This window comes from Variovorax sp. 160MFSha2.1 (assembly GCF_048305075.1).
In the GTDB taxonomy this organism is placed as follows: Bacteria; Pseudomonadota; Gammaproteobacteria; order Burkholderiales; family Burkholderiaceae_C; genus Variovorax; species Variovorax guangxiensis.
The window spans coordinates 2,243,262-2,267,723 of the sequence record NZ_CP157624.1 but is presented as its reverse complement, the minus strand read 5'-3'; the positions used below and the strand labels follow the sequence as shown (position 1 = coordinate 2,267,723).

At 70.4% G+C, this 24,462-nt stretch carries 14 protein-coding genes; 5 read left to right on the top strand and 9 right to left on the bottom strand.

All coding sequences use genetic code 11. The features are described 5' to 3' along the window. Nucleotides 1-91: 91 nt before the first annotated feature. Nucleotides 92-1,711: an alpha-amylase family glycosyl hydrolase gene (locus ABL838_RS09990; protein WP_418125210.1), complete on the top strand. Its 1,620-nt coding sequence runs from the start codon at nt 92-94 to the stop codon at nt 1,709-1,711. Between the two features lie 4 nt (nt 1,712-1,715). Here ABL838_RS09990 and ABL838_RS09985 read toward each other — a convergent pair whose 3' ends face one another. Genes ABL838_RS09985 through ABL838_RS09970 form a run of 4 tightly spaced genes read right to left on the bottom strand, consistent with a single transcriptional unit; the run spans nt 1,716 to nt 8,459 of the window. Next, nucleotides 1,716-4,016: a CocE/NonD family hydrolase gene (locus ABL838_RS09985; protein ID WP_418125209.1), complete on the bottom strand. Its 2,301-nt coding sequence runs from the start codon at nt 4,014-4,016 to the stop codon at nt 1,716-1,718. Next, on the bottom strand, nt 4,013-5,776 hold the full coding sequence (locus ABL838_RS09980; RefSeq protein WP_418125208.1) for an ABC transporter ATP-binding protein/permease: 1,764 nt from the start codon (nt 5,774-5,776) through the stop codon (nt 4,013-4,015). Before ABL838_RS09980 ends, ABL838_RS09985 begins: the two co-directional genes overlap by 4 nt. 2 nt (nt 5,777-5,778) lie before the next feature. Continuing rightward, nucleotides 5,779-7,167: a glycoside hydrolase family 15 protein gene (locus ABL838_RS09975; protein WP_418125207.1), complete on the bottom strand. Its 1,389-nt coding sequence runs from the start codon at nt 7,165-7,167 to the stop codon at nt 5,779-5,781. Next, nucleotides 7,164-8,459, bottom strand: a complete 1,296-nt coding sequence (locus ABL838_RS09970) for a glucoamylase family protein (protein WP_418125206.1) — start codon at nt 8,457-8,459, stop codon at nt 7,164-7,166. The genes ABL838_RS09975 and ABL838_RS09970 overlap by 4 nt, the downstream gene beginning before the upstream one ends. Before the next feature lie 135 nt (nt 8,460-8,594). Here ABL838_RS09970 and ABL838_RS09965 point away from each other — a divergent pair, with 135 nt between their 5' ends. The 3 genes from ABL838_RS09965 to ABL838_RS09955 all read left to right on the top strand — a co-directional run bounded on the left by ABL838_RS09965 (nt 8,595) and on the right by ABL838_RS09955 (nt 12,184). Then, nucleotides 8,595-10,739 carry a glycoside hydrolase family 3 N-terminal domain-containing protein gene (locus tag ABL838_RS09965; RefSeq protein WP_418125205.1) on the top strand — a complete coding sequence of 715 codons (2,145 nt, stop codon included), beginning with the start codon at nt 8,595-8,597 and terminating at the stop codon, nt 10,737-10,739. 265 nt (nt 10,740-11,004) lie between these two features. Continuing rightward, nucleotides 11,005-11,604, top strand: coding sequence for a cytochrome P460 family protein (locus tag ABL838_RS09960; RefSeq protein WP_418125204.1), 600 nt, complete (start codon nt 11,005-11,007; stop codon nt 11,602-11,604). Between the two features lie 196 nt (nt 11,605-11,800). Next, complete coding sequence (locus ABL838_RS09955; protein WP_369658876.1) at nt 11,801-12,184, top strand: helicase SNF2; 384 nt, start codon at nt 11,801-11,803, stop codon at nt 12,182-12,184. A gap of 128 nt (nt 12,185-12,312) precedes the next feature. Here the strand turns inward: ABL838_RS09955 and ABL838_RS09950 are convergent, their stop codons facing one another. Continuing rightward, nucleotides 12,313-15,174, bottom strand: a complete 2,862-nt coding sequence (locus ABL838_RS09950) for an ATP-binding protein (RefSeq protein WP_418125203.1) — start codon at nt 15,172-15,174, stop codon at nt 12,313-12,315. Between the two features lie 265 nt (nt 15,175-15,439). On the opposite strand from ABL838_RS09950, the gene ABL838_RS09945 reads away from it, so the two are divergent. Next, nucleotides 15,440-16,732 carry an epoxide hydrolase family protein gene (locus tag ABL838_RS09945; RefSeq protein WP_418125202.1) on the top strand — a complete coding sequence of 431 codons (1,293 nt, stop codon included), beginning with the start codon at nt 15,440-15,442 and terminating at the stop codon, nt 16,730-16,732. A 30-nt stretch (nt 16,733-16,762) separates the two neighbouring features. Here the strand turns inward: ABL838_RS09945 and ABL838_RS09940 are convergent, their stop codons facing one another. The 4 genes from ABL838_RS09940 to ABL838_RS09925 form a co-directional block, all read right to left on the bottom strand. Further along, the gene (locus tag ABL838_RS09940; protein WP_418125201.1) at nt 16,763-17,833 is read right to left on the bottom strand and encodes an ATP-binding protein; all 1,071 of its coding nucleotides are present in this window, start codon (nt 17,831-17,833) and stop codon (nt 16,763-16,765) included. A 158-nt stretch (nt 17,834-17,991) separates the two neighbouring features. Continuing rightward, a complete protein-coding gene (locus ABL838_RS09935) occupies nt 17,992-18,381 on the bottom strand; it encodes a response regulator transcription factor (protein ID WP_418125200.1) in 390 nt (129 codons plus the stop codon). A 125-nt stretch (nt 18,382-18,506) separates the two neighbouring features. After that, nucleotides 18,507-19,154, bottom strand: a complete 648-nt coding sequence (locus tag ABL838_RS09930) for a response regulator transcription factor (RefSeq protein ID WP_418125199.1) — start codon at nt 19,152-19,154, stop codon at nt 18,507-18,509. A gap of 41 nt (nt 19,155-19,195) precedes the next feature. Further along, on the bottom strand, nt 19,196-24,379 hold the full coding sequence (locus tag ABL838_RS09925; protein ID WP_418125198.1) for a trifunctional serine/threonine-protein kinase/ATP-binding protein/sensor histidine kinase: 5,184 nt from the start codon (nt 24,377-24,379) through the stop codon (nt 19,196-19,198). Nucleotides 24,380-24,462 lie beyond the last annotated feature (83 nt).

The following is a 24,462-nucleotide window of genomic DNA, read 5'->3' as shown; positions in this document are numbered from 1 at the left end:
TTGGATATCTGGAGACTCCGGCGCTCCCCGGGATGCCCGGCGCGCTTTCTGGAGACAATGGCCCGATCGACGCCTGGGCAAGGGAATCACGATGTCAGCTGACGACTGGTGGAAGTACGGAATCGTCTATCAGGTCTACCCGCGTTCGTTCCAGGACAGCAACGGCGACGGCATCGGAGATATCGACGGCATCCGCGCCCGGCTCGACCATCTGGTCGCGCTCGGCGTCGACGCCGTCTGGATATCGCCGATCTATCCCTCGCCGATGGCCGACTTCGGCTACGACATCTCCGACTTCTGCGACATCGATCCGCGCTTCGGCACGCTGGACGACTTCGATGCGCTGGTGCGGGAGGCTCATGCGAAGGGCCTCAGGCTCATCCTGGACTTCGTGCCCAACCACACCTCGGACCGTCATCCATGGTTCGTGCACAGCCGCAGGGCGCGCACCGATGCGCGGCGCGACTGGTACATCTGGCGCGATCCGGCGCCCGACGGCGGGCCTCCCAACAACTGGCTCGGCAATTTCGGCGGCCCGGCGTGGAGCTTCGACGAGGCCACCGGCCAGTATTACGCCCATTCGTTCCTGAAGGAGCAGCCCGATCTCAACTGGCGCAACCCCGAGGTGCGCGCCGCGATGTACGAGGTGCTGCGCTTCTGGCTGCGGCGAGGCGTCGACGGATTCCGCGTCGACGTGCTCTCGCAGATCGTCAAGGACGCGCAGTTCCGCGACAACCCGCCGAACCCCGATTTCGTCGAGGGCCAGGACCCCTTCCTGCGCCTGACGATGCTCTACAACACCGACCTGCCGGAGGTGCAGCCCATCGTGGCCGAGATGCGCCGCGTGGTCGACGAGTTCAGCGACGCGCGCTCGTCGCGCGTGCTGATCGGCGAGCTCTACCTGCCGCTCGCGCGCCTGGTCGCCTACTACGGCCTCAACGCCCGGGGCGTGCTCGAAGGCGTGCAGCTGCCCTTCAACTTCCAGCTGATCGCGACCGAATGGCAGGCCGCGCTCATCGACCGGCTGGTGCGCGACTACGAAGCCGCCCTGCCCCCCGGCGCCGCGCCGAACTGGGTGCTGGGCAACCACGACAGGGCGCGCATCGCCAGCCGCGTCGGCCCGCGGATGGCGCGGCTCGCGGCCATGCTGCTGCTCACGCTGCGCGGTACGCCCACGCTCTATTACGGCGACGAGATCGGCATGACGGACGTTCCCATTCCCGCCGACGAAGTCCAGGACCCGTTCGAGAAGAACAAGCCCGGCATGGGCCTGGGCCGCGACCCGGAGAGAACGCCGATGCAGTGGAGCGCAGCCCCGCACGCCGGCTTCACGACGGGCAGCCCCTGGCTGCGCCTGGCATCCGACTGGCGCACGTGCAACGTCGAGGCGCAGTCGCGCGACGCCGGGTCCATGCTGGCGCTCTACCGGCGTCTGATCGCGCTGCGCCGCGCGCAGCCCGCGCTGCACCGGGGCAGCTACGAAGCGCTCGAAGCCGGGAGCGAGGTGCTCGCCTATGCGCGCGAGAGCGACGGGCAGCGGCTGGTGGTTGTTCTGAACTTCGGCGGCACTCCGGCGCCTGTGCAGCCGTCGCTGCTGCCGCGACAGCCGGTCGTGCTGGCATCGACCGATCCCGCGCGCGCCGGATCGATCGAAGAGCCGCTGGTGCTGGCGCCCTGCGAAGGCGTCGTGATCGGCACGGGGCAAGCTTAGTGAATCAGGACGATTTGCCGGTCTGGATCTCGACGTAGCTGCGCGCATGCCAGCGCACGCGCAGAGGCCATTTCGCGTCGGTGATGGTCTCCGAGTTCACGTCCTTGCCGCTGCCGTAGTCGATCTGCCGGTCGGGCCGCTTGTTGATGCCGACCACCAGCACGAGGCGGCTGCCCGCCGCCAGCCTGCAGGCGGTGACGCGCTCGACGGTGAAGGCAAGCAGCTGGCGCTCGCCCGCCCGCAGAAGCCGGCGACGCACGCGATGGCCCGCATAGCTCGCGCGGAAGTCATAGGGATCGAAAAGCAACTGGCATTCGCCGCTTGCCGTCTGCTCGTACAGCGAGACGCTGAAGTCCACGTCCTGCCGCGAGGGCGTGATGTCGAACACGCCGCGCAGGCTGCCGATGATCTCGGTGCCATCGGGCAGCGGGTCGCCGACGAAGCTGATGCTGTTGCGCGCCGGCAGCTGCTTCATCCGCAGCGCGTCGGGCCAGGGGGTGTGCACGTCGCGCCTGTCGGCCAGGTCGACCGACAGCCGCGCGTTGCCGCCCTCCTCGGCCGGCGCAGGCAGCAGCCGATGCGGTTCGCCGCGCGCGCTGGTGTCGAGATAGAGGCGCAGCGGCGCGCGCTCCGGCGCCTCCAGCAGCGGAGCATGGCGCCACTGGTCCGCCCCCATCACCTGGTAGTTGACGCGATTCGCCAGCAGCGCAGGCTTGTTCGCGCCCTTGAGGATGTGGTCGATCCACTGGTAGCGCAGCTCAGGCAGGTCGACATGCGCAACGGGGTCCGGCGTATAGCCGCGCAGCGTCGTCGCCATGCCGCGCCGGATCGAGCTCGCGTCGTAGGGGCCGAGCAGCAGCGTCGTGTCGGCCTGCGGCCGGTTGCGCAGATGCTCGCGGTGGAAGTGGAGCGCGCCGGCGTCGGCGCCGAAGTAGCCCGCGAAGCTGAGCACCGGGATGTCGATGCGCGCGAACTGATCCGCCGATGGCAGGAACTTCTGCCAGTAGCGGTCGTGGCTCGGGTGCGTCAGCCACGTGCGGATCAGCCTGCTGCGCTTGCCCAGCAGGACGCGGTCGATGTCCCAATAGGGACGATTGCCGCGATACCAGCGAGCATCGAGCGCCTGCCAGACGGCATCCGGGCCGGCGTCGGCATCGCCGTTGGTGCTCGCGTGCAGCGGCTCGGCCAGCGCATGTTCCTGCGCCCATCGGACCATGGCGTTGCGGAAGATCTGCCCGGCCATCGGAAAGTCGATGCCCGGCGCCATCGGAGCGATGGTGGCGATGGCCTTGAGCGCCGCCGGCCTCCTGCGGGCTGCCGCCCACGCGGCGTAGCCGGAATAGCCCTCGCCGAGCATGACCACGCGTCCGTCGCTCCACGCCTGCCGGGCGATCCAGTCGATGACGGCGGCGGCGTCCTCGCTGTCGCGGACGAAGGGCCACACGGCGCCCTTGCCGTCGGGCGTGCGGCCGCGCACGTACGCCGTGATGCCGACATAGCCCCTGGCCGCGCTGCGCCGCGCGTCGTCCTCGGCGGGGTCCAGCGTGAAGCGCAGCAGCGCCGGCAGCGCTCCTTCCGCGCGGCCGGGCCGGACCATGCTGGCATGGATGACTCCCCCGCGCACGGGAATCCTGATGTCGGCCTGCGCCACGTAGCGGCTGCCGTTCTGCGCCGCGAACAGCTCGGGCAGCAGCCCGCTGAAGCTGCGGCGCGACTGGTACGACAGCCAGGTCCGCACGAGCGCCAGGGCCTCGGCCTCCGGCAGGCTGCCCTTGGCGCGCCAGAGATCGAAGGCCTGGCGCAGCGGCTCCCTGAACGCCGCCGCCGGAATCTCCAGCCGCGCCATGACGGCCTGGGCCTGCGCGTTGTCCAGCGGCGATACCAGCTCGTCGAAAGAGCGCGCGTAGGCTTCGGCGAAGCCGACGCGCCCCTGCGCCTCGAGCATGCGCGCGCCCGCATAGATGCCGTCGAGAGTCGCGCGCTCGGCCAGCACGTCGAAGGGCTTGCCCTTGCGGCGCTCGCGCAGGGAGCGGCTGCTGTCCTGGGCCGCACGATAGGCGCCGCTGACGATCTGCAGGGCCGTCACGTTGGCCAGGAAGGCGTCCTTGTCCGCGTCCTGATACACCGGCAGGATGCGCTCGGCCAGGTCCCGCATCAGGCCCTCGGCCGCGGCATCCTCCGGATCGCGCGGCGGCCGGAAGCCGAAATCCGCCGCCCAGGCCCATGAGGGCAAGGCAGGCAGCGCGACGCCCAGCCGCATGAGGGCGCGGCGCACGCGGCTGACGGTCGACTCTTTGCGTCTCATGGTCGCGGCTCCTCGGGCACGTCGTGCGGCGCCTTGACCAGATGAACCACTTGCGTGAACAGCCGGTCGTGCGCCCCGCCGGCCGAGCCGATGTGAATGATGCCCGTGCGCGTGAGTTTGCCCAAGGCACCGATGATGAGTTCGAGCGTGTCGTCGTCGAACGCGCTGAAGGCCTCGTCCATCACCAGCCAGGGCGGTGCCTGCAGCACCACGCGGGCGAAGCCCAGCCGCAGCTGCTCGTCCATGCTGAGGTCGCTCTCCCAGCGGCCCGTCCTGTCCAGCAGCGGTTCGAGGCGCTGCAGGCCCACGCTCTCCAGGGCGGCCACCATCGCTTCCCTCGGATAGGTCGTCGGCTCCATTGCATACGACAGCACCTCGGCCAGCGTGCCGCGCGGAATGTAGGGCGTGCCGCGCGGCATGTAGTGGATGGTCTCGCCGTCCGGCCGGCGCACCGTGCCCGAGCCCCAGGGCCACAGGCCCGCGAGCGCCCGGAACAGAAGCGTCTTCTCGGTACCCGGCGTGCCGAGGATCAGCGCGCACTGGCCGCGCTGCACGACGAGCGCCGGCACGTCCAGCCGGTCGTGGCCGTTCCAGGAGCGGACATCGAGCGCCTCCATCGCGAGCGTCCCGGCTTCGCCCTCCTCGTAGGCGATGCGGCTGCCGCCCGCCTGCGCCTCCAGGTCGGACGCCAGCATCCGGCGCAGGTCGGTCACGCGCAGCAGCGTGGCGCGCCAGTCGGCAATGATGCTGAAGTTGTCGACGAACCAGCGCAGCGACGACTGCGCCTGCGTGAAGGCGGCGGCGGCCATCATCAGGCCGCCGAAAGACACCTTGCCCGAGAAGTACAGCGGCGCTGCCACCAGCGTCGGCGCGATGACGGTGATCCAGCCGAAACCCGCCGTGGCCCACGTCAGGTTGGTCAGCCCGAGCACCACGCGCGAGGTGGCGCGCAGCACGTCGCCGAAATGCACGGCGACGCGGCGCTTCTCGTCGGCCTCGCCGCCGGCCAGGGAGATGCCGTCGAGATGCTCGTTGATGCGCGTGAGCGAGAAGCGCAGCTCGCCCTCGCGCGCATAGCGCTCGGCATTGCGCGAGATCAGGCCGTTGCCGATCCAGTAGGTCACCAGCGAGCCGGCCACCGCGTACGCGATCGCTGCCCACAGCATGAAGCCCGGCAGCACGTGGTCCTGGCCGTTGAAGAAGATGCTGAAGTCCTTGGAGAGCACCCACAGCACGCTCGCGAAGCTGCCGAACAGCATCGTGGCCTGCAGCAGGCCCACGCCGAGGTTGACCGACAGGTCGCACAGCTTCAGCGTGTCCTCGTGCATGCGCTGGTCCGGATGGGCGCCCATCGGGCCGCTGGCCTGCAGCCAGAACGCGCGGCGCGGCTGCAGCCACAGCCCCACGAGGTCATTGACCACGGCCTCGCGCAGCCTCAGCTGCAGAGTCTCGCCCAGCCACCGCTGCGCCACGTTCAGGACCAGCAGCGCGCCCGCGATCACAGCGAACACGCCGACCTGCACGATGAACTCGTTCAGGTCGCGGCGCGAAATGGCATCGTAGAAAGGCTTGTTCCAGCTGTTGAGCTCGATCTGCCCGTAGGCCGTGAGCCCCACGACCACGACGATCGCGCCGATCAGCCCGACCAGCTTCTTCGAGACCGGAGAGCCCCGCAGGGCGCCGATCAGCTCGCCGACCTGGCGGAAGACGCCGACCCTTGCGACGGGCTCGGCGCGGGGGGTCTCTGCCCTCTCGCTCATCGTCAGCGCGGCTGCCCGGAAGCGGCGAGCGCGGCGCGGCGCGCCGACACGCACGAGATGAACGCGGCGTGGCTCCAGGCCAGCTGCTTCGCCGAAGTCTGCTCGCCGCTGCGCTGGTCGAACTGCTCGGACAGATCGCCGCTCGCCGGTGTGTAGGCGCGCACGGTGGCGAGATAGGCGTCGCCGCGCCCGCCCCACTCGTCGCGCCGGTGCTCGTCGCCGCCATGCGCCGCCGCGGCGCGGAAGCAGAACTCGGCGGCGCCGAGCGTCGAGAAGTAATACGCGCCACCTGAGCAGTACACATCGCCGGCATACCTGCCCATCGCGGCGCCACGGTCCGAGGAGCGGCCATGGTTGATCGGATAGGCCGCGTCGAACAGCGCGTCGAGCCGCGCCAGCGTGGCCTGCATGCACGGATCGGCCGGGCCGTGCATGGCCCCGGTGCCGGCGCAGTGGATCGCCGAGAGGATCACTGCGATGTCCAGCGCCTTCGGGCCGGGCCCGCCGTCCGCCAGCACGCGCGAACGGTAGTAGCCATACGTCGCGCCGCGGTCATCGACCCGATAGCCGTCGAGCAGCCGCAGCACGGCCTGCGATTCTTCACTGCAGTGCAATGCCTGAGCCGTCTCCCCCAGGCCGTCCAGCCATGCCGCGCCTTCGGCCAGTGCCGCTGCCGAGACACGCAACGTGTAGTAGTGATGCCCGCTTTCTTCCTCCCAGATGTCGAACGACGGCTCGCGCCAGTGGCGCAGCGTGAACTCGAGGTCGAAGCGGATCAGCGACGCGACCTCGGCCAGCAGGTCCGCATCGTCGAGATGCCCACCGGCCACCCAGCGCAGCAGCGCCAGCGCGCGCAGCGGCGGTCCGTCGTGCTGGGGTCGCGCCCAGCGCAGGATGTCCAGCGTGCCGTTGGGGTTCACCCGCGTCTCGGCGACGACCGCGTCGCCGTGGACGCTTGCCAGGTCATGGTCCTCGCGCAGGTACTGCAGCAGCCCGGGAGCCACGCGCGCCCTGCGGTCCGGCACGGCGGCAATCGCCCGGCCGTCGAGCCCGTTCAGGGCAAGGCTGAAGCGGGTGAAGTCGCGCAGATGCCGCAGTGCCTCGGCGCCGATGTGTCCGTCGATGTAGAGCAGCCGCAACGCGTCGATGACGACGGCCGAATCGCGGAACCAATGGAAGAAGTAGTCCGGGTCGGGGTTGTAGTCGCCGAGCACGGGCGAGGCGACGATGGCGCCGGCGACCGGCCGCACGGTCTGCCCGAAGCCCGGGCGATGCTTGACGATCGACACCGGCGAGATGCTCGACAGCATCGCGCCCGCCGAATGGCGCAGCTGCCCTTCGAGCCAGGACTCGAAGCCCGGGTCTTTTCGATTCGCCGCGCCAGGACTCACGACGCGGACGCCCCCAGATGCGGACTGCTGAAGTCCAGCCGCCGCAGCCCGGCCTGCACCTCCGGCGCGCTCATGAACAGCTTCCACAGCAGGCCCGTGCGATGGTTCTCCATCATCACGACGATGGGGCCCTGGTCGATGGCCAGGAAGGTGTCGGCGAACCAGCCGCGCGACTCGCAGAACGCATCGATGAAGCCGTAGTCCCGCCAAACGCGCGTGCCGTGCACGTCGAGGAAGTGCCGCAGCACCCGCATCACCTCGGCCGGTGCATATGGCAGGCTGGCCAGCGCCGCCGTCGGCGAGATGGTGCCGTTGTCGTTGTTCGGGTCATGCGCGAGGTAGCCGTCGGGGTCGTCGCTGGCGGTCAGGCCCCAGCACGACTCGCCGTAGCCCGCGAAGCCCCGGGGGTTGGCGACGCAATGGGCGCGGTTGACCTGCACGTGGCGAGTGTTGAGGCTCCAGTAGTCGGCGTAGCGGTCCTTCAGGCCATGTGGATCCAGACCGCAGAACGAGTAGTGCGCGAAGAACAGCGGGCCGCCGTTCGGCGGGCCCAGCGGCAGCTCGATGCCGTGGTACGAGCGGCCGTTGAGGAAGTCGGGCCCCGAAGCGAAGCCGCGGTGGTAGACCCGCGGATCGATCGCGTGGCGCGGCGCCGCCGCGGCCATGAAATAGGTGATGAGGCACTCGTTCCAGCCGTGCACCTCGTGGTTCATCGCCCAGCCGTGGTTCGGGCTCCAGTGCCAGTACAGCACGTCCCGTCCGCCCTGGGTGAACCAGTCCCACTCGACCTCGTGCCAGAGCATGTCGAAGTCGGCGCGAAGACGGCGCGCCATGGCCGTGTCGTCGTTGAAATACTGGCGCGCGCAGAGCAGGCCCATGCAGAGAAACGAGGTCTCGACCAGGTCGCCCGCGTCGTCCTTCGGGCTCATCGGGATCGTCTCGCCGCTCGCCCCGTCCATGAAGTGCGGGAAGGTGCCGTGATAGCGCCTGGCGCGCAGGAGCGCGTCTCGCATGCGGCCCAGCCGCTCCAGCGCCGCGTCGCGCGAGACCCAGCCGCGCTCCACCGCGACGATCAGCCCCATGATGCCGAAGCCCGTGCCGCCGATCGCGACGCGCTCGTCGGCCAGGTCCTCGCCCGTGACGGCGACCAGCGTGCGGCGGTCGAGCGCAAGGCCGCTGGCGGCGTCGGCACCGCCCCAGAAATAGCGAAAGGTCTGCCGCTGCACGGCCTCGATCAAGGCCTCGTCGGGCAGCGCAGCCAGTTCCTTCGGGGTTCTCTCATCCTTCAACACGAACGGATCCTTTCGTCGTTGTCGTCTTCGGTGTGACGTTTGGTTTCACCGAATCATCGACCACACCACATGGCCGATGGCCCTGCCCCGCAGCATGCCATCATTGAGGCCCCTGGGTTCTATTCGAAATCCCTGATGAGCCGCATCGATTCCCTCATGGCCCGGATGACGCTTGCCGAAAAGCTCGGCCAGCTCACGATGACCGCCTCCAGCTACACGGTCACCGGACCGGTGCTCGCGGGAGACTCCACGCAGTCGATCATCGACGGCACCGTCGGCAACCTGCTGAACATGGTCGGGGCCGGCCCCACGCACGAGATGCAGCGGCTGGCCGTCGAGAAGTCGCGGCTGGGCATTCCGCTGCTGATCGGCCTGGACATCATCCATGGCCACCGCACGCTCTTCCCGATTCCGCTCGCGGAGGCCGGCGCCTTCGACGACGAACTCTGGGAGCGCACGGCGCGCGAGGCCGCGCGCGAAGGCGCCGCCGACGGCCTGGCGATGACCTTCGCGCCGATGCTCGACGTGTCGCGCGATCCGCGCTGGGGCCGCACCGCCGAAGGCCCGGGCGAAGACCCATGGCTCAACGCGCGCATCGCGCAGGCAAAGGTTCGCGGTTTCCAGGGCACCGACCTGTCGTCGGCCGAAACACTGGCCGCCTGCGCGAAGCATTTCGTCGCATACGGCGGCGTCAACGCGGGGCGGGAGTACGCCGCCGTCGACATCTCCGAGCGCACCCTGCACGAAGTGCACCTACCGGGCTTCGCGGCCGCCGTGCGCGCCGGCGTCGCGACGCTGATGCCGGCCTTCACCGATCTCAACGGCGTGCCGATGACGGCGCACGTCCCCCTGCTGCGCGACTGGCTGCGCGGCGAGATGGGCTTCGAGGGCGTGATCGTCAGCGACTACAACGCGATCGCCGAACTCATCAAGCACGGAGTCGCCGCCGATCTGGTCGATGCCGCGGTGCTGGCGCTGAAGGCCGGTGTCGACATCGACATGATGGCCGACGCGTACCGCAAGGGCCTGCCGGTAGCGCTCGAACAGGGGCGCGTGACCATCGAGGAGATCGACGCGAGCGTGCGACGCGTGCTGCGGCTGAAGGAGCAGCTCGGCCTGTTCGACGACCCTTACCGCCGTGGCGCGACACTCGAGCCCGCACAAGCCATCACCGAACGGCGCGCGGTGGCGCGCGACGCAGCACGCAAGGCCATCGTCATGCTCAAGAACGAGCGCGACACCCTGCCCTTGCCCGCATCCGCGAAGACGCTGTGCGTCATCGGCCCTCTTGCCGACGCCAGCACCGAAATGAAAGGCCCGTGGTGGGGCGCCGGCGAACACGAGCCGGCGGTCACCGTGCTGGGCGGCCTTCGCGCCGCGCTGCCGCAGGCCGAGATACGCCACGCGCCGGGCGTCGCCATCGAGAGCGACGACGACAGCGGCATCGACGCCGCCGTCGCGCTGTGCGACGGCGCCGATGCCGTGCTGCTGTGCCTGGGCGAACGCGCCACGATGAGCGGCGAAGCGGCCAGCCGCGCCACGCCCGCTCTCGCCGGCCGGCAGCAGGCGCTGGCCGAAGCGGTGATAGCCCGCGCGAAGGCGCTGGGCATCCCCGTCATTGCGATCCTGTTCTCGGGCCGCCCGCTCGTCGTTCCCTGGCTGGCCGAACACGCCGATGCGCTGCTGGCCGCGTGGTTCCTCGGCGTCGAAGCCGGCAATGCGATCGCCGACGTGGTCAGGGGCCAGACGAGCCCCAGTGGCCGTACGCCCATGAGTTGGCCGCGCGCCGTCGGGCAGGTGCCGGTCTTCTTCGGCCAGCGCCCTTCCGGCCGGCCGATGAACCCCGCCGACTACTTCACGAGCAAGTACCAGGACGTCGACAACTCGCCGCTCTATGCCTTCGGCCACGGCCTGAGCTACGGCAAGTTCGGCTATGAGGAATTGCAGGTCGAACAGAAGCGCGTGAGCGAGCAGGACACGCTGAAGATCAGCATCGGGCTGCGCAACACCGGCGCGCGCGAGGCCGAGGAGACGGTCTTCCTGTTCGCCCGCCGCAAGGTGAGCCGGGTCACCCGGCCGCTGCTGGAGCTAAAGGGCTACGCGAAGCTGCGGCTGGCGCCCGACGAAACCGGCTCCGTGAAACTGGAGTTGCCGGCGGCCGAACTGCGCTATCCCGGTCCGGACCTGCAGCCCCTGTTCGAGGCTGGCGAGGTCGATATCCTCGTCGGTCCGAGCGCCGATGCATCGGGGCTGCTGCGCCAGACCATCGAGCTGTACTGACCCGGGCCCGGTCCGCTTTCACGCCTGCGCCTTCGTGCAGGACTTCACCGCGCGTGCTCGACGGCGCACGGCAGGCCGCCGCGGGGGTGCGGGCCCAAGAGCGCGACAGTACGCCCCGGTAACGTAGTGTGTGGACCGGCGAAGCGCGATACACGCGCATACGCAGTGTGCGGAGACAGGGAAGAAGGCGGCGGACCATCGGCGCGCCCCGGGGCGCGGTCCCGCGTGTCGTGGGCATTTTCTTGTCCAACAGCACAGTCCACCCATGAACAATCTCCACACGCACCTGCCTTCCAGCACGAATGCGGCGAAGGCATTTCCCCTTTCCCTCAAAGGCGCTCCGGCGAAGTTCGCCGGCGCAGGCGTTCTCGCGCTCGCAGCCGCCCTGGCCACCTTCGCGGTCGCTCCCATTGCGGCGAAGGAGACCCGCGCTGCCGCGCCGGACCCGCAGGCATCGCCGATCTACGGCGTCACCCTGCCCAAGGGCTACCGGCAGTGGCAGCTGATCGCGCCCGCCATCGAGGCCGAGCCGCTGAACGAACTGCGCGTCGTGCTCGGCAACACCAAGGCGATCAAGGCCTACGACCAGGGCACGCTGCCCTTTCCCGACGGGACCGTGCTCGTCAAGCTGGCATGGAAACACGTGCAGTCGCCCGAGTTCGCGCCCGCCTCCATTCCTGGCGCGGCCACCACCGTGCAGGTGATGGTGAAGGACTCGAAGAAATACGCCGCCACCGGCGGCTGGGGCTTCGGCCGCTTCATCGACGGCAAGCCCGCGGACCTGGCACAGCACCAGACCTGCTTCGCCTGCCACCAGTCGCTGGTGAAGAACCACGACTACGTGTTCACGCGGCTCGCGCCCTGAGAGGCCGCACCGGTCGTTTTGAAATTTATTGTTGGCGGATACGGCCCGGATACAGAGGCATACGCAAACCGCTCACGAGCCGCCTCATGCGCCGAACAATCTCTCCATCAGTTCGGAAAAGCACATGCGATCCGGCTGACAAACCCTCTTGCAAACCTTATTGCCAATTGTGATCACCCAACCGAAAGGATTCATCATGAAAGCTTCCGTCCTCCTCGCCGCCGCAGCCGTCTCTTCGTTGTTCGCCTTGGGCGCGAGCGCCGAGGAATACCAGGGCGTGCTGCAGTTCCACTCCAGCGCGAGCCGCGCCGGCGTCCGGGCCGAGGCCGTCGTCGCCTCGCACAGCGCGGACCCCTATCGCGAAGGCGCCTCGGCGGACGTCGCTCCCGCGCTGCCCACCCTGGCCAAGCGCTCGGACACGCGTGCCGAAGCCGTGGCGGCTGCTCGCGCGGGCAACCTCTATGCGGACGGTGCCGACGCCGGCGTGCCGCAGGCGTTCACCAGCACGCTCGATCGTTCGACGGTGCGCGCGCAGGCACGCGCAACGGCGGCCCACGGCGTGACCGAGGGAACGCTGTAAGCGGCCACCGATGCGCGTCGCATCCGCTTCCATCGTTCCCGACGCCGGGAAATCTCGATGATCGTTTCCCGGCCGCAGCCCGCCGCCCGCTTCCCGTCGAGGAAGCGCGCGGCGCGGCCGCGCCTTCCCTAGTCCATCGACCCGTCGAGCAGCCGCTCGGCTTCCTGCAGATCCGCGGTTTCGAAGCCCTCCGTGTAGTGGGCGAGCACGCCGGCCAGCAGTTCCTTTCCCTCCCGCACGCGCCCGGCTTTTTCCCGGAGGCGAGCCAGGTCCATCGCCACGCGCAGCTCCCACGAGCGTGCCCCTTGCTGCCTGCTGGCAGCCAGCGCTTCGAGCAGCGATTCTTCGGCGCTCGCCATGTCCGGCGGCACGGCACCCGAGAATGCGCGCGCCTTCACGCGAAGAAGCTCCGGAAGGTTGTAGAGGTCGCCCTTGGCATGCACCAGCGCGAGCGTGTCGTTCATCAGCTCCAGCGCCTCGCCGTTCCTGCCGATGGCGTTCAGGCCTTCGGCGAGCGTGATGTTGAACGAGGTGGTGAGCAACTCGTAGCGTGACGCGCGCAGCTCGATCAGCGACTCCTGGATCGCCTGCACGCCCCTTGCCGCATCGCCGCGCTTCACCGCGAGTTCGCCCTTCACGCCGCGGCCCACTGCCAGGTAGGGCGTCAGCGAATGCGACTCCGCATAGGCGATGAAGCGGTCAATGTCCTGCTCGGCCCGCGCGAGGTCGCCGACCCACATGTAGACCGACACGGCCCATATCAGGGCGATGCACAGCGTCACCGGGTGGTTCAGGTGCCTGGCCTCCTCGACCGCACGCTGGGCGACGACCACTGCCTGCGTGGGATGCCCCTGCAGCCACAGGGTCCTGGCCAGCGCGATGCATGCGCGGTTGTGGAAGTCGAAGCCCGCGTGGATGCTGCTGCGCTGCCGCGACACCGAGGCGCCGGCGATCGCGGCCTCCAGGAAGTGCCGCGCGCGGGGCTGGTCGCCCACCAGGTGGTGGCACAGGCCCACCAGCGAATTGGCGGTCGCCTGCGCCGTCGCGTCGTCGATGGACGCGGCCACGTCGGCGCAGCGCCTGGCGTGGCTGAGCGATTCGACGAAGTCGCCGATGCGCTCGTGGAATATCTGCAGCCGCCCCAGCAGCTCGACCTGGCTGCGGGAATCGCCGAGCTCCTCGGCCACCCGGAGGCTGCGTTCGAGCGCATGGCGCACCTCGTCGCTGTGGCCACGCGTGAACATCTGCGAGAGGCCGACGGCCGCCTGCAGATGCATCTCTGCGGCGCTGCCAGCAGAAGCCGTGCCCAGCCCGGCGAGCGCACGCTTCGACCAGTCGTGGCACTCCGCCAGCAGCGACATCGCCATGAAGGCCGGCACGGCCGCCAGCATCAGGGAAACGCCCAGCTCCCTGGCATCGGCGCGATCAAAGCACCAGGCGAGCGCAGCCCTCACGTTGCCCAGGTCCGCAAGGTCCGATGCGCGGGCGGTGTCGCGCGAGAAGGCGTCGTCCTGCGCGGCCATCTGCTCCAGCCGCTTACGGAAGTAGATGGCGTGGCGCCGCGCCGCCGAGTCGGCCAGATCGGCGCCGGCCTTCGAATGCGCGTACGCGCGGGTGCTTTCGAGCAGCCGGTACTGGGTCGAGGCGCCGGAGCGCCGGAGGGAGAGCAGAGATTTCTCCGCGAGGCTCGCGACCGCGTCGACCACCTGCGCCTGCGTCAGCTCCTGGTCCGCTGCCACTTCGCGAGCGGCCTCCAGCGAGAAGTGGCCCACGAAGACCGACAGCCGGCACAGCACCAGGCGCTCCGGCATGTCGAGCAGTTCGTAGCTCCAGTCCAGGGTGGCCTGCAGCGTCTGGTGCCGCGGCTGCGCCGTGCGCTGCCCCAGCCACGAAAGCGCCAGGCGCTCGTCGAGCAGCGCGGCCGTCTGCTGGAGCCCGTAGGCGGCAACGCGCCGCGCCGCGAGTTCGATGGCGAGGGCGACGCCATCGAGCTTCCTGCAGATGCTCGCGATGACGGGCGCGTCCTCGTCGTTCAGGCCGGACATCGCGCCGCTCGCGCCGGCCCGGTCGACGAACAGGCGCGTGGCGGGATACATGAGGATGTCGCGCGCGACGAGCCCGGGCTGGTCGGGCGGGTTGTCCAGCGGATCGAGCAGGTGGATGTGCTCCCCCTGCACCCGCAAAGCCTCGCGGCTGGTGGCAAGAATGTGGATGCGCGGCGCCGCCTGGAAGATGCGCTCGGCCAGCGAGGCGGCCGCAGCGATCACGTGCTCGCAGTTGTCCAGTATCAGCAGCATGCGCCTTTCGCGCAGGTAGGCGATAAGGCTGGGCACCGGGTCGGCGGAGCGCACCGACAGCCCCAGCATCGATGCGATGGCGCTGGGCACCAGGCCGGGGTCCAGCAGCATCGAAAGATCGACGAACACCACGGCCCCGCCGAACTCGCCGAGCATGTCCTGCCCGGTGCGGACCGCGACGCTGGTCTTGCCCACGCCGCCCGAGCCCACGATGGTGACGAACCTCGTGCGGGCCAGCTGGGCCGGGATCGCGGCCAGGTCCTTCGCGCGGCCGACCAGTTCCACCGGCTGCGCGGGAAGGCCGGGCTCGACGGAGCTTGCCTCGGCCTCGGGCTGCACTTCGATGGCAGCCTCCGCCGGCGTGATGCGGGCCACGAAACAGTAGCCGCGGCCGACGACGTTCGACAGGTACCGTGCGCCGTCCTGCCCGTCGCCGAGTGCCTGCCTCAGCATCGCGATCTGGTAGCGCAGGCTGCCGTCCGAAACCACCATGCCGGGCCAGGCCAGCGCCATGAGCTCCCGCTTGCTCACGATGGTGTTGGCATTGGCGACCAGCGCGAGGAGCACATCCATCGCCCGTCCACCCAGATCCACCGGCACCCCCTCGCGCTCCAGCAGCCGCTGCGCGACGCGCAGGGTGAACGGGCCGAAGGAGACGGGACCGGCGGTCTTGAAGGAGTTGTCGTCGCTCATGGAGATGGGGGAACTGCGGCGTGCCGCGCACGCGGCGGATTGCCAGGCCGCACGCGGTCGATCCGATCGGCCCGGCGGACCCGCCGGCCGCCTCGGCAGCGCGGGCGGACGGAGCATAACCGAGGGTCGCGGCGTGCCGATTTGTATGACCGTGTGTCGGTCCGCCCCCGAGGTACCTGCGCATGCGATTCAGCCCTTTCTTCACACACGCGGGATACATCCGCCCACTTCAATGGAGGCGTTTCAACTTCACAGAGATGCCTGCATGAACAGCCTCCATCCATCCCTCTCGCGCCGCCACCTCCTGGCCACGTCGCTCGCCTTCGGCGCGGCGTCGGCGGCCACCGGCGCCTTCGCCATGCTGCGGCCGTCCGGGGCCTCCGGCCCGGACGACACCTCGGTACGGCCGTTCCGCATCAGCGTCGACCGCGAGGCGCTGGCCGATCTGCGCCGGCGGCTCGGCGCCACGCGGTGGCCGAGCGCCGAGACCGTCGCGGACGACTCGCAGGGCGTGCGGCTCGCCACCTTGCGCTCGCTGGTGCGCCACTGGTCCACCGACTACGACTGGCGCAAGGGCGAGGCGCGGCTCAACGCCATTCCGCAGTTCGTGACCACCATCGACGGCCTCGACATCCAGTTCGCGCATATCCGCTCGCGGCACGCCGACGCGATGCCGCTGGTCATGACCCACGGCTGGCCGGGCTCGATCTTCGAGCTGCTCAAGGTCGTGGGCCCGCTGACCGATCCCACTGCCCACGGTGGCCGCGCGGAGGATGCGTTCCACCTCGTGCTGCCCTCGCTGCCGGGCTTCGGCTTCTCGGGCCAGCCGCAGGCCACCGGCTGGGGCTCCGACCATATCGCGCGCGCCTGGGGCGTGCTGATGGCGCGGCTGGGCTACAGGCAGTTCGTCTCGCAGGGCGGCGACTGCGGCTCGGTCATCTCGCATCGCATGGCGATGCAGAAGGTGCCGGGCCTCATGGCCATCCACGTCAACATGCCGGGCACCGTGCCCGCCGAGATCGCGTCGATCCTCGCCGCAGGCGGCCCCGCGCCCGCCGGGCTGTCGCCCAAGGAGCGCGCGGCCTTCGACAAGCTGGACGCCTTCTACAAAAACAGCTCGGGCTACTCCGCGATGATGGTCACGCGCCCGCAGACGCTGGGCTACGCGCTGGCCGACTCGCCCGTGGGCCAGGCCGCCTGGATCTACGACAAGTTCGCCACCTGGACCTACTCGGGCGGCGTGCCCGAACGGGTGCTTCCGCGCGACGAGATGCTCGACGACATCTCGCTGTACTGGCTGACCAACAGCGCGACCTCGGCCGCGCAGATCTACTGGGAAGACCACTCGAACAACTTCAATGCCGTCGACATCTCGCTGCCGGCCGCGGTGACGGTGTTCCCCGGCGAGATCTACCAGGCGCCGCGCAGCTGGGCCGAGCGCGCGTACCACGACCTGATCTACTGGAACGAGGTCGACACGGGCGGTCATTTCGCCGCGTGGGAACAGCCGGCGCTGTTCAGCCAGGAAGTGCGCGCGGCGTTCAGGTCGCTGCGCTGAGCCAGGTAGAAGCATGCGCCGCCGCCCCCGTCATGCGACCACGAGCGGCAGCGTGAGCCGCGCCTCGAGCCCGCCGCAGCGGCGGTTCTGCAACTGCAGGTCGCCCTGCATCGACCGGGCAAGGCGCCTGGCGATCGCGAGGCCGAGGCCCGAGCCGGCCTTGGCTTCCGAGCCGCCCTGCTGCGCGCGGACCCACGGCGCGAAAACCGCCTCCATCTGCGCCGGCCGGATGCCCGGCCCCGAGTCCACCACGGCCAGCACCAGGCTCGTGGCGTCGACGCGGGCGCTGACCCGCACGTCGCTGCCGTAGCGCAGCGCGTTGTCGATCAGATTGGCGAGCACGCGGCGCAGCGCGAGCGGGCAGGCCATCACCGGCTGCCCGATGTGGCCGTCGACGGCGATCGCCCGGCCGGACTCGCGGTAGTCGCGCATCAGGCTTCCGAGCAGGCCGTCGGCATCGACGCGCTGCAGCGGCTCGGCCACGCTGCGCTGCAGCCGCGCGCTGGCCACGCTGGCTTCGATCAGCTCGCGCATCTGCGCCAGATCGCGTTCCATGGCTTCGCGCAGCGAGACGTCTTCCAGCATCTCGCAGCGCAGGCCCATGCGGGTCAGCGGCGTGCGCAGGTCGTGCGCATAGGCGGCCTGCACGTCGAGATGCGCCACGTCGCGCTCGGACTGGCGGCGGCGGACGTTGTTGATCGCGCGTGCCAGCCGCACGATGGCGCGCGGGCCGTTTTCGGCGAGCTCGGGAATGCCGGCGCCGCTGCCTTGCTGCTCCAGCGTGCGAGCCAGGCGTGCCGCGCCCGCGCGGTGGTCCATCGCCTCCAGCCAGAGGAAGACGGCGAGCAGCATGAAGCCGACGAGCACCGACACGCACAGGATCCACCGCAGGCTGTCGTCGAGCGGGCAGGTCAGGGGCGACAGCGTCGCGGCATGGACGTTCTGCCCGAGCGTGGCCACCGCGAGCGCGCGCGCCGCGATCAAGGCCAGGCCGTGGGACCGGCGGCCCGGACGCCCTGAACTCGAAACGGCCCCGGCGGGCGCTGCGGATGCGCGCGGCGGATGGAAGGAACTGATGGATGCGCGGGACTTCTTCGTCATTGGTTTTCTCCTGCTGCCGGCGCACGTGCCGGCGTGGGAGTGATGACATCACGCGAGGGGTCGCACAGACCATTGCATCAGCGTTTGCCGCCCCCCTACGAAGGTTTGCCCCCGTCATGCGCCGGGGTGCCGCGAGGTCCGTCTCCTTGCGGGGAGTTTCAGGCCCGGCCCAGCGCGCGGCCGATCCAGGTCTCGAGCTCGGCGGCGTCGATCGGCTTCTCGATCAGGCAGAGCGCGGGGCTGGCCTGCACGCGCTCCCGCGTGCGGGCGCTGGCGAAGGCGCTGATGAAGATGACGGGCACGCGCAGGCCTTCGCGCTCCAGGCATTCGACCAGCGCGATGCCGTCCATGGCCGGCATCTGGATGTCGCAGACGAGGCAGCGCGTGCGCGCCGGAACGTCGGAGGCGAGGAAGTCGACGGCCGACTCGAACGCGCGGGCCTCCCATCCGAACGAGCGCACGAGACTGCTCGTCGCGGCACGCACGAAGGGATCGTCGTCGACGATGGAAACGAGTTCGATGGCTGAAGAGGACAAGGAGGAGGACAAGGAGGAAGCCCGTTCTCTACCCCGGGGGTTTCCGGTGAAGGCGCAGGAACATTCCCGCCCCTGCCCAGGATTGCAGGATAGCGGCACCAGCGCGCGGCGCCATCATCCGTAGGTATGGCTTCGCCTCAGCAGGCGCCCTCCACCACACCCAGCGCCTCCATCTTGCGCACCAGTTCGGCGACCGAGCGCGAGTTCATCTTGCGCATCGCCTGGCCCCGGTGGATCTTGGCCGTGATCTCGGCAATGCCCATGCGATCGGCGATCTGCTTGTTCATCAGGCCGCCGGCCACGTGCTGCACCACCTCGCACTCGCGCGGCGTGAGCGAATCCCAGCAGGCGCGCGCCGCCTGCAGCAGCCGCGCGCTCTCCAGGCGCCGCGCATCGCGCTCCAGCGCGGCGATGACCGCGTCGATCATGTCCTGGTCGCGGAAAGGCTTCGCCAGGAAGTCCACCGCCCCGGCCTTCATCGCCTTCACCGTCATGGCGATGTCGCCGTGGCCGGTCATGAACACGATCGGCATGTGGGGCTCGCCGCGCTCCAGCAGCGCCTGCTGGAAGGCCAGGCCGCTCTGGCCGCGCAGGCGCACGTCCAGCACCAGGCAGGAAGGCCCGCCGGAGCGCGGCGCGGCGAGGAACTCCTCGGTCGTGGCGAAGGCGTGCACCGCCAGGTCGATGGAGCGCAGCAGGCTGCACAGCGCATTGCGCACGAGCTCGTCGTCATCGACGATGAACACGCAGCGAAGAGTTGCCGGAGTCGGATCGGAAGAAGGCATGGATCGAGACGTTGTTGAAGGCTTCGGGGGCGATGGCCCTTTCATCGGCCGCCGGTGCCCGGAAGCGGCAGGCTGAAGACGGCGCGCATGCCCGTGGGCTCGCGCTGCTGCAGTTCGAGCGTTCCGCCGTGCGCATCGAGGATCGACTTGCAGATCGCCAGCCCCATGCCCATGCCGTTCGACTTGGTTGTGAACAGGGGCTTGAGCAAGTGCTGCGCCGCCTCCGCACCGACGCCCGGGCCGGCGTCCTCCACCACGATGCGCACCTGCCCGCCGTCGTGCACGCAGGCCATCGACAGCGGCCGCGGGCCGGGCGGGAGTGCGGCCATCGACTCGGCGCCGTTCATCAGCAGGTTGACCGCCACCTGCTGCAGCTGCACGCGGTCGCCATGCACGGCCAGCGGTGCGTCCAGGCCCTTGGTCTCCAGCGTGACGCCCATGGTGTCGAGCGCGCCGGCCACCAGCGTCGCGGCCTCGCTCAGGGCCTCGCCGAGATCGAAGGCGGCGAACTGCGGCTCCGCGTTGCGCGCCTTGGCGCGAAGGCCCTGGATGATGGTGCGGGCGCGCAGCGCGCTCCTGCTGATGTGCGTGAGCATCTCGCGGGCCTCGCCGATGTCGGGCGGGCTGCGGTCTAGCCAGCGCAGTGCGGCGCTGGCCGAGGTGTCGACCGCGGCGATAGGCTGGCCCACCTCGTGCACGATGGAAGCCACCAGCTCGCCCATCGCCTTCAGGCGGGTCGCGCGCTCGAGTTCGGTGAGCGTGCTGCGCAGCTGCTCCTCGGCCTGCGCGCGCTGCTGGTTCTGGTCGATCAGCTCCTCGTACAGCCGCGCGTTCTCCAGCGCGAAGGCCGCCTGAGAGGCGATCACCTCCAGCACCTCGGCCTTGGCGGGCGTGAACACGTGGGAGGCCAGGTTGTTCTCGAGGTAGAGCACGCCGACGAGCATGGCGTGGCGCATCAGCGGCACGCACAGGATCGAGCGCGGACGCCGGCGGCGGATGTAATCGTCCTGCGCGAGCGAGGCGCTCTCGCGCGCATCGTCCACCACGATGTGCTGCTGGGTGCGCGCGACCGCCTGGACGATGGAGACCGGCAGCGCCTCGGCATCGAAGGCGACGCCCTCCTGCGCGAGCACGACGGCGCCGTCGTGCACCCGCGCCTGGGCGCGCACCTGCCACACCTCCTGCCGGAACAGCGCCAGCGTGCCGGACTCGGCGCCGGCGTTCTCGAGCGCGGTGCGAAGCAGCGTCTCGACCAGGCGGACCGGGACGATCTCGCCGGCCAGCGCCGTCGAGATGCGCAGCACGGCCTGCGCGTCGAGCCCCTGCATCCGCCGCGTGTTCGGCGCCGGGTCCTCGATCTCGAAGAGACCCGGGTGCGAAGCCTGCAGCTGGCGCACCTTGGCCGTGGCGCCCCAGCGCTGCCATGCGCCGCGTGCGTGGCGCAGGTTGCCGTGCGCCGACAGGTCGTCGCCGCGTCCGGCATGGAAGGCCGCGGCAAGCTCGGCCGCCAGCGCCTCGACCTGGGTGAAACCGTGGCGCCGCGCGTGCGACACCGCCCGCGCATAGGCCTGCACGGCAGCGAGCGGATCGCCGTCGATGCGGCACATCTCCGCGCGCACCAGCTGGAAGCGGGCCAGGAAGTTGGCCGGGCAGGCCTGGCTCCAGGCCTGCAGCTGCTTCACGTCACGCTGCAGCGCCGCCTGCTGGGACGCATCGCGCGCGGGAAGCGCGAGCAAGGCCAGCGCGCCGTAGAACGGCAGGTCGCCGCTCTCGGCGAAGGTCCGGCCCGATGAGGCGCAGGCCTCGGCCCGATGGCGCGCCTCGATCGCTTCGGCGAGCCTGCCGCCGAGGAACGCCGCCTGCAGCCTGTAGACCCAGCAGGCGAAATCGACGAGCGTGGCGGGTTGGCCTTCCCGCGGCGGGCTCGGCTGCTCGTCGGCATCGCCGGCGGTGCCGTCCTGCAGCTGCGCCAGCAGCACCTTCTGGGCCAGCAGCGCCTCGATCACGAGCTGGAAATTCGCGTCGCGTGCAACGGCCAGCCCGCGCTCGACCGTATCCCGCACGTCGCCGAGGTACTCGCCCGCGAAGAGCATTCCCGTCGCCTGGTTGCGCCCGCAGTAGATCGCGAAGGTGTGGTCGCCGCTCGCAACCGCCACGTCGTAGGCGCGCCGGATGTAGTCGCGCGCCGCGCGCGCCGGCTGCGTCCACGGGACCACCATGGTGCCGAAGGTCATGTAGACCCGGCCCCGGTATTGGGCGAGCCCGCGCTCGTCGACCAGGTGCAGCGCGAGCGCGCCGAACTCCCGCGCGGCGGCGTAGTTGCCGTAGCGCACGCCGAAGACCTGCGTCATGCAGACATAGCCGTCCGCCGACGCGTCGGAATGGCCCTGCGCGATGTTGAGGCCGATCATGCGCAAGAGGATCAGGTCGACCAGGTCCTGGTCGGTGTAGAGCGCCGGCGGGATGAGGTCCGCGAAGATGTCGGTGATCGCCCGGCGCAGCGGGTCGGCCACGACGGGCAGCCGGCGCAGCGCCCCGATGCCGTGCTGGTCGATCCATGCCTGCAGCACCGCGTGCTCCCGGTCGACGGCCGCGGCGTCGGGCCGCCTCGGCATGTCGATGCCCGACTTGCGCAGGAAGGCCAGCCCCACGTCCAGCGCGCGGTCGAAGTTGCCGAGCGTGGTGTACAGCGCCGCGCGCAGGCGCGCGAGATCGGCGCCGAAGATGCCGTCTCCCGCGATCTCCTCCAGCGCCGCGAGGCGGGCCTCGGCGGCTTCCAGCGCCCCGGTCATGAACTCGGCCTCGCCGCAGAGCGCGCGCGCATGCAGGCCGTCCTCGCTGGTGTCGTCCCCGCCGAGGAAGGCGAGCGCGGCGCGGAAGAAGCCGAGCGCCGAATGGTGGGCGGTCGCGGCCTTCGCCTGGCGGCCGGCCTCCAGGTTGAGCCGCGCGAAGTCGCGCCGCTCCTGCGGTGCCTCGACGGCCAGGCGTGCAAGGCTGGCCTGCGCGGCGAGCGAGAACACCCGCGCGGGATCGGGCGCCTGCCGCAGCTGGCGCCGCACGATCCGCAGGTGCATGCGCGGCCGCTCCGCCGGCGGGATCGAGCCGTAGGCGGCCTCGCGGATGCGGTCGTGCCAGAAGACCCAGTCCTCGCCGTCGCGCTGGATGCTGCCTGCCTCGCGCGCATCGTCGAGCGCCGCCTGCAGGCGCTTGGCCGCTTCGGTGCCGGGCTGCACGTCCATCGCGAGCGCCAGCGCTTCGCCCGAGCTCCGGTGGCCGAGGCAGGCCATCACGCGCAGGACGGCCTGCGCCGCCGCGGGCAGTTGCTCGAAACGGCGCGCCATCAGGTCGCCGACGGTGTCGGCACCGGGGTGGGAAGCGAGCTGTTCGAGGCTCCAGCGCCACGAGGCGGTCTCGGCGTCGTAGGCGAGCAGTCCGTCGTCGGCCAGCAGATGGAGAAGGTGCCGGGCGAAGAGCGGATTGCGCTGCGTCTTCCGGCCGATGAGCTCGGCAAGCTCGCCGACGGCGCTCGCGTCCTGCTGCAGCGTGAGCGCGATCATCTCGCGCAAGGCGTTCTCGTCCAGCGGGCCGAGCTCGATGCGCAGGGCCTGCGGCACCTCGGCGAGCCGGCTGGCGCGCAGCGGATGATCGGCATCCACTCCGCTGTCGCGGAAGGTTCCGACGAGCAGCAGCGCGGCATCGTCGTGCTGATGCAGAAGTCGCTCGATCACCTGCAGGGTTTCGACATCGGCCCATTGCAGGTCGTCGAGCAGCATCACGAGCGGACGCGCGGGCACGGCGAAACAGGCGATCAGCCGCGCCATGCCCTGCAGCACGCGCTCGCGCTCGAGCGCGGGGGCCGCCTCCGGAGCGGCGGGCACGGGCTGCCCGGACTGCAGGCCGAGGATGACGCCGAGCGCCGGCAGCAGGCCCGCCAGGGTCCGCTCCACCGGCTTCGCGGCGGCCGCGATGCGGTTGCGCCAGACCGCGAATTCCTCGTTGGCGCAGCCGACCACGTGCCGAAGCAGCGGATCGAGCACCTCCACCAGCAGCGCATACGGCTTGCCGCGGCGCCCTTCCTCGCTCTTGGCCGCGGCCAGCAGCGGTGCGCCCGAGCGCTGCATGCGCGCCACGGCCTCGCGCAGCAGCGTCGACTTGCCGATGCCCGAGGGGCCCGAGACCCAGGCCGCGCGCATGCGGGCGCTGTCCGCGACCTCGCGGTAGAGCGCGAACAGTGCCTGCAGTTCTGCGTCGCGTCCCAGCACGAGGCCCGCGCCGCCGGGCTTGCGCAGGGCCGAATGGGCATCCAGCGCGAACAGGGGAATGCGCCCGTGCTGGCGCAGCAGGGTCTCGCAGCGCCGCAGGTCCGCCAGCACGCCGGCGGCGTCCGTGTACCGGTGTTCGGGCGTCTTCTCCAGCAGCTTCATGACCAGCAGCGAGAGCTGCGGCGGAAGCTGCGGCACCAGTTCTGCGGGCGCGCGGGCGATACGGCTCGCGTGGGCGTGCACGCGCGCGGCGGCATCGGCGCCCTCGAAGGGAAGCCTGCCGGTCATCAGCTCGTAGAGGATGCAGCCGAGCGCGTAGAGGTCGGCGCGCGCATCCACGCGCAGGTTCATTCGTGCGCCGAGTTCCGGCGCCATGTAGTTGAAGCTGTCCTCGTCCCAGGAAAGCTGGTCGTCGCCCGCAGCCTTGCTGTCGGCGTCGCCGATGGCGGCGGCCTGGCCGAAGCCGGTGAGACAGGCCCGCCCGTCCTCGCCGAGCAGCATGCGATCGGGCGTGAGCGCGCGATGCAGCACGCCGGCCTCGTGCATCGCGCCTACGGCGGTGGCGAGGCGCAGCGCGAGCGCAAGGAAGGCGCCCACGTCGGAGCAAGGAGCGCCACCGCGGCGAAGCGGCTCGCCGCCGGGGTCCTTCAGGATCAGCAGGAAGCTCTCGCCATGCGGCACCAGCGCGACCGGCACGGCGGCCCATTCGTCGCGAAGCATGTGGCGCAGCGCGTACTCCCGTTGAAGCAGCGCGGCGGTGGCCGGCGTGGTCTGGCCGCGCCCGGCCACGAGCGAAGAAGCCACGCCGTGCGCGCGTGCGCGCTCCAGGCGCGGCGTGCCCGCGCCGAGTTCGCGAAAGTCCCGGTACCGCACCGACGAGGCCCCGTGCTGCGCGACAACGGGGGCGTCCGGCACGGCTGCGTCCGCCTCTTCGGGTCCGCTGAGTTCCTGGTGTTGCTGCATGGATGTGGGCCTCTTGCGGCCGCTCGGGCCGCGGAATGCGTGGGGCGCGGGCACAGCCCGCCATTGCTCGTTTTTCTCTCCCC

Excerpts from the sequence above, each read along its gene's own strand:
- ABL838_RS09990 (WP_418125210.1), top strand. The coding sequence starts at position 92 with ATGTCAGCTGACGACTGGTGGAAGTACGGAATCGTCTATCAGGTCTAC.
- ABL838_RS09985 (WP_418125209.1), bottom strand. The coding sequence starts at position 4,016 with ATGAGACGCAAAGAGTCGACCGTCAGCCGCGTGCGCCGCGCCCTCATG.
- ABL838_RS09980 (WP_418125208.1), bottom strand. The coding sequence starts at position 5,776 with ATGAGCGAGAGGGCAGAGACCCCCCGCGCCGAGCCCGTCGCAAGGGTC.
- ABL838_RS09965 (WP_418125205.1), top strand. The coding sequence starts at position 8,595 with ATGAGCCGCATCGATTCCCTCATGGCCCGGATGACGCTTGCCGAAAAG.
- ABL838_RS09960 (WP_418125204.1), top strand. The coding sequence starts at position 11,005 with ATGAACAATCTCCACACGCACCTGCCTTCCAGCACGAATGCGGCGAAG.
- ABL838_RS09955 (WP_369658876.1), top strand. The coding sequence starts at position 11,801 with ATGAAAGCTTCCGTCCTCCTCGCCGCCGCAGCCGTCTCTTCGTTGTTC.
- ABL838_RS09950 (WP_418125203.1), bottom strand. The coding sequence starts at position 15,174 with ATGAGCGACGACAACTCCTTCAAGACCGCCGGTCCCGTCTCCTTCGGC.
- ABL838_RS09945 (WP_418125202.1), top strand. The coding sequence starts at position 15,440 with ATGAACAGCCTCCATCCATCCCTCTCGCGCCGCCACCTCCTGGCCACG.
- ABL838_RS09940 (WP_418125201.1), bottom strand. The coding sequence starts at position 17,833 with ATGACGAAGAAGTCCCGCGCATCCATCAGTTCCTTCCATCCGCCGCGC.
- ABL838_RS09930 (WP_418125199.1), bottom strand. The coding sequence starts at position 19,154 with ATGCCTTCTTCCGATCCGACTCCGGCAACTCTTCGCTGCGTGTTCATC.
- ABL838_RS09925 (WP_418125198.1), bottom strand. The coding sequence starts at position 24,379 with ATGCAGCAACACCAGGAACTCAGCGGACCCGAAGAGGCGGACGCAGCC.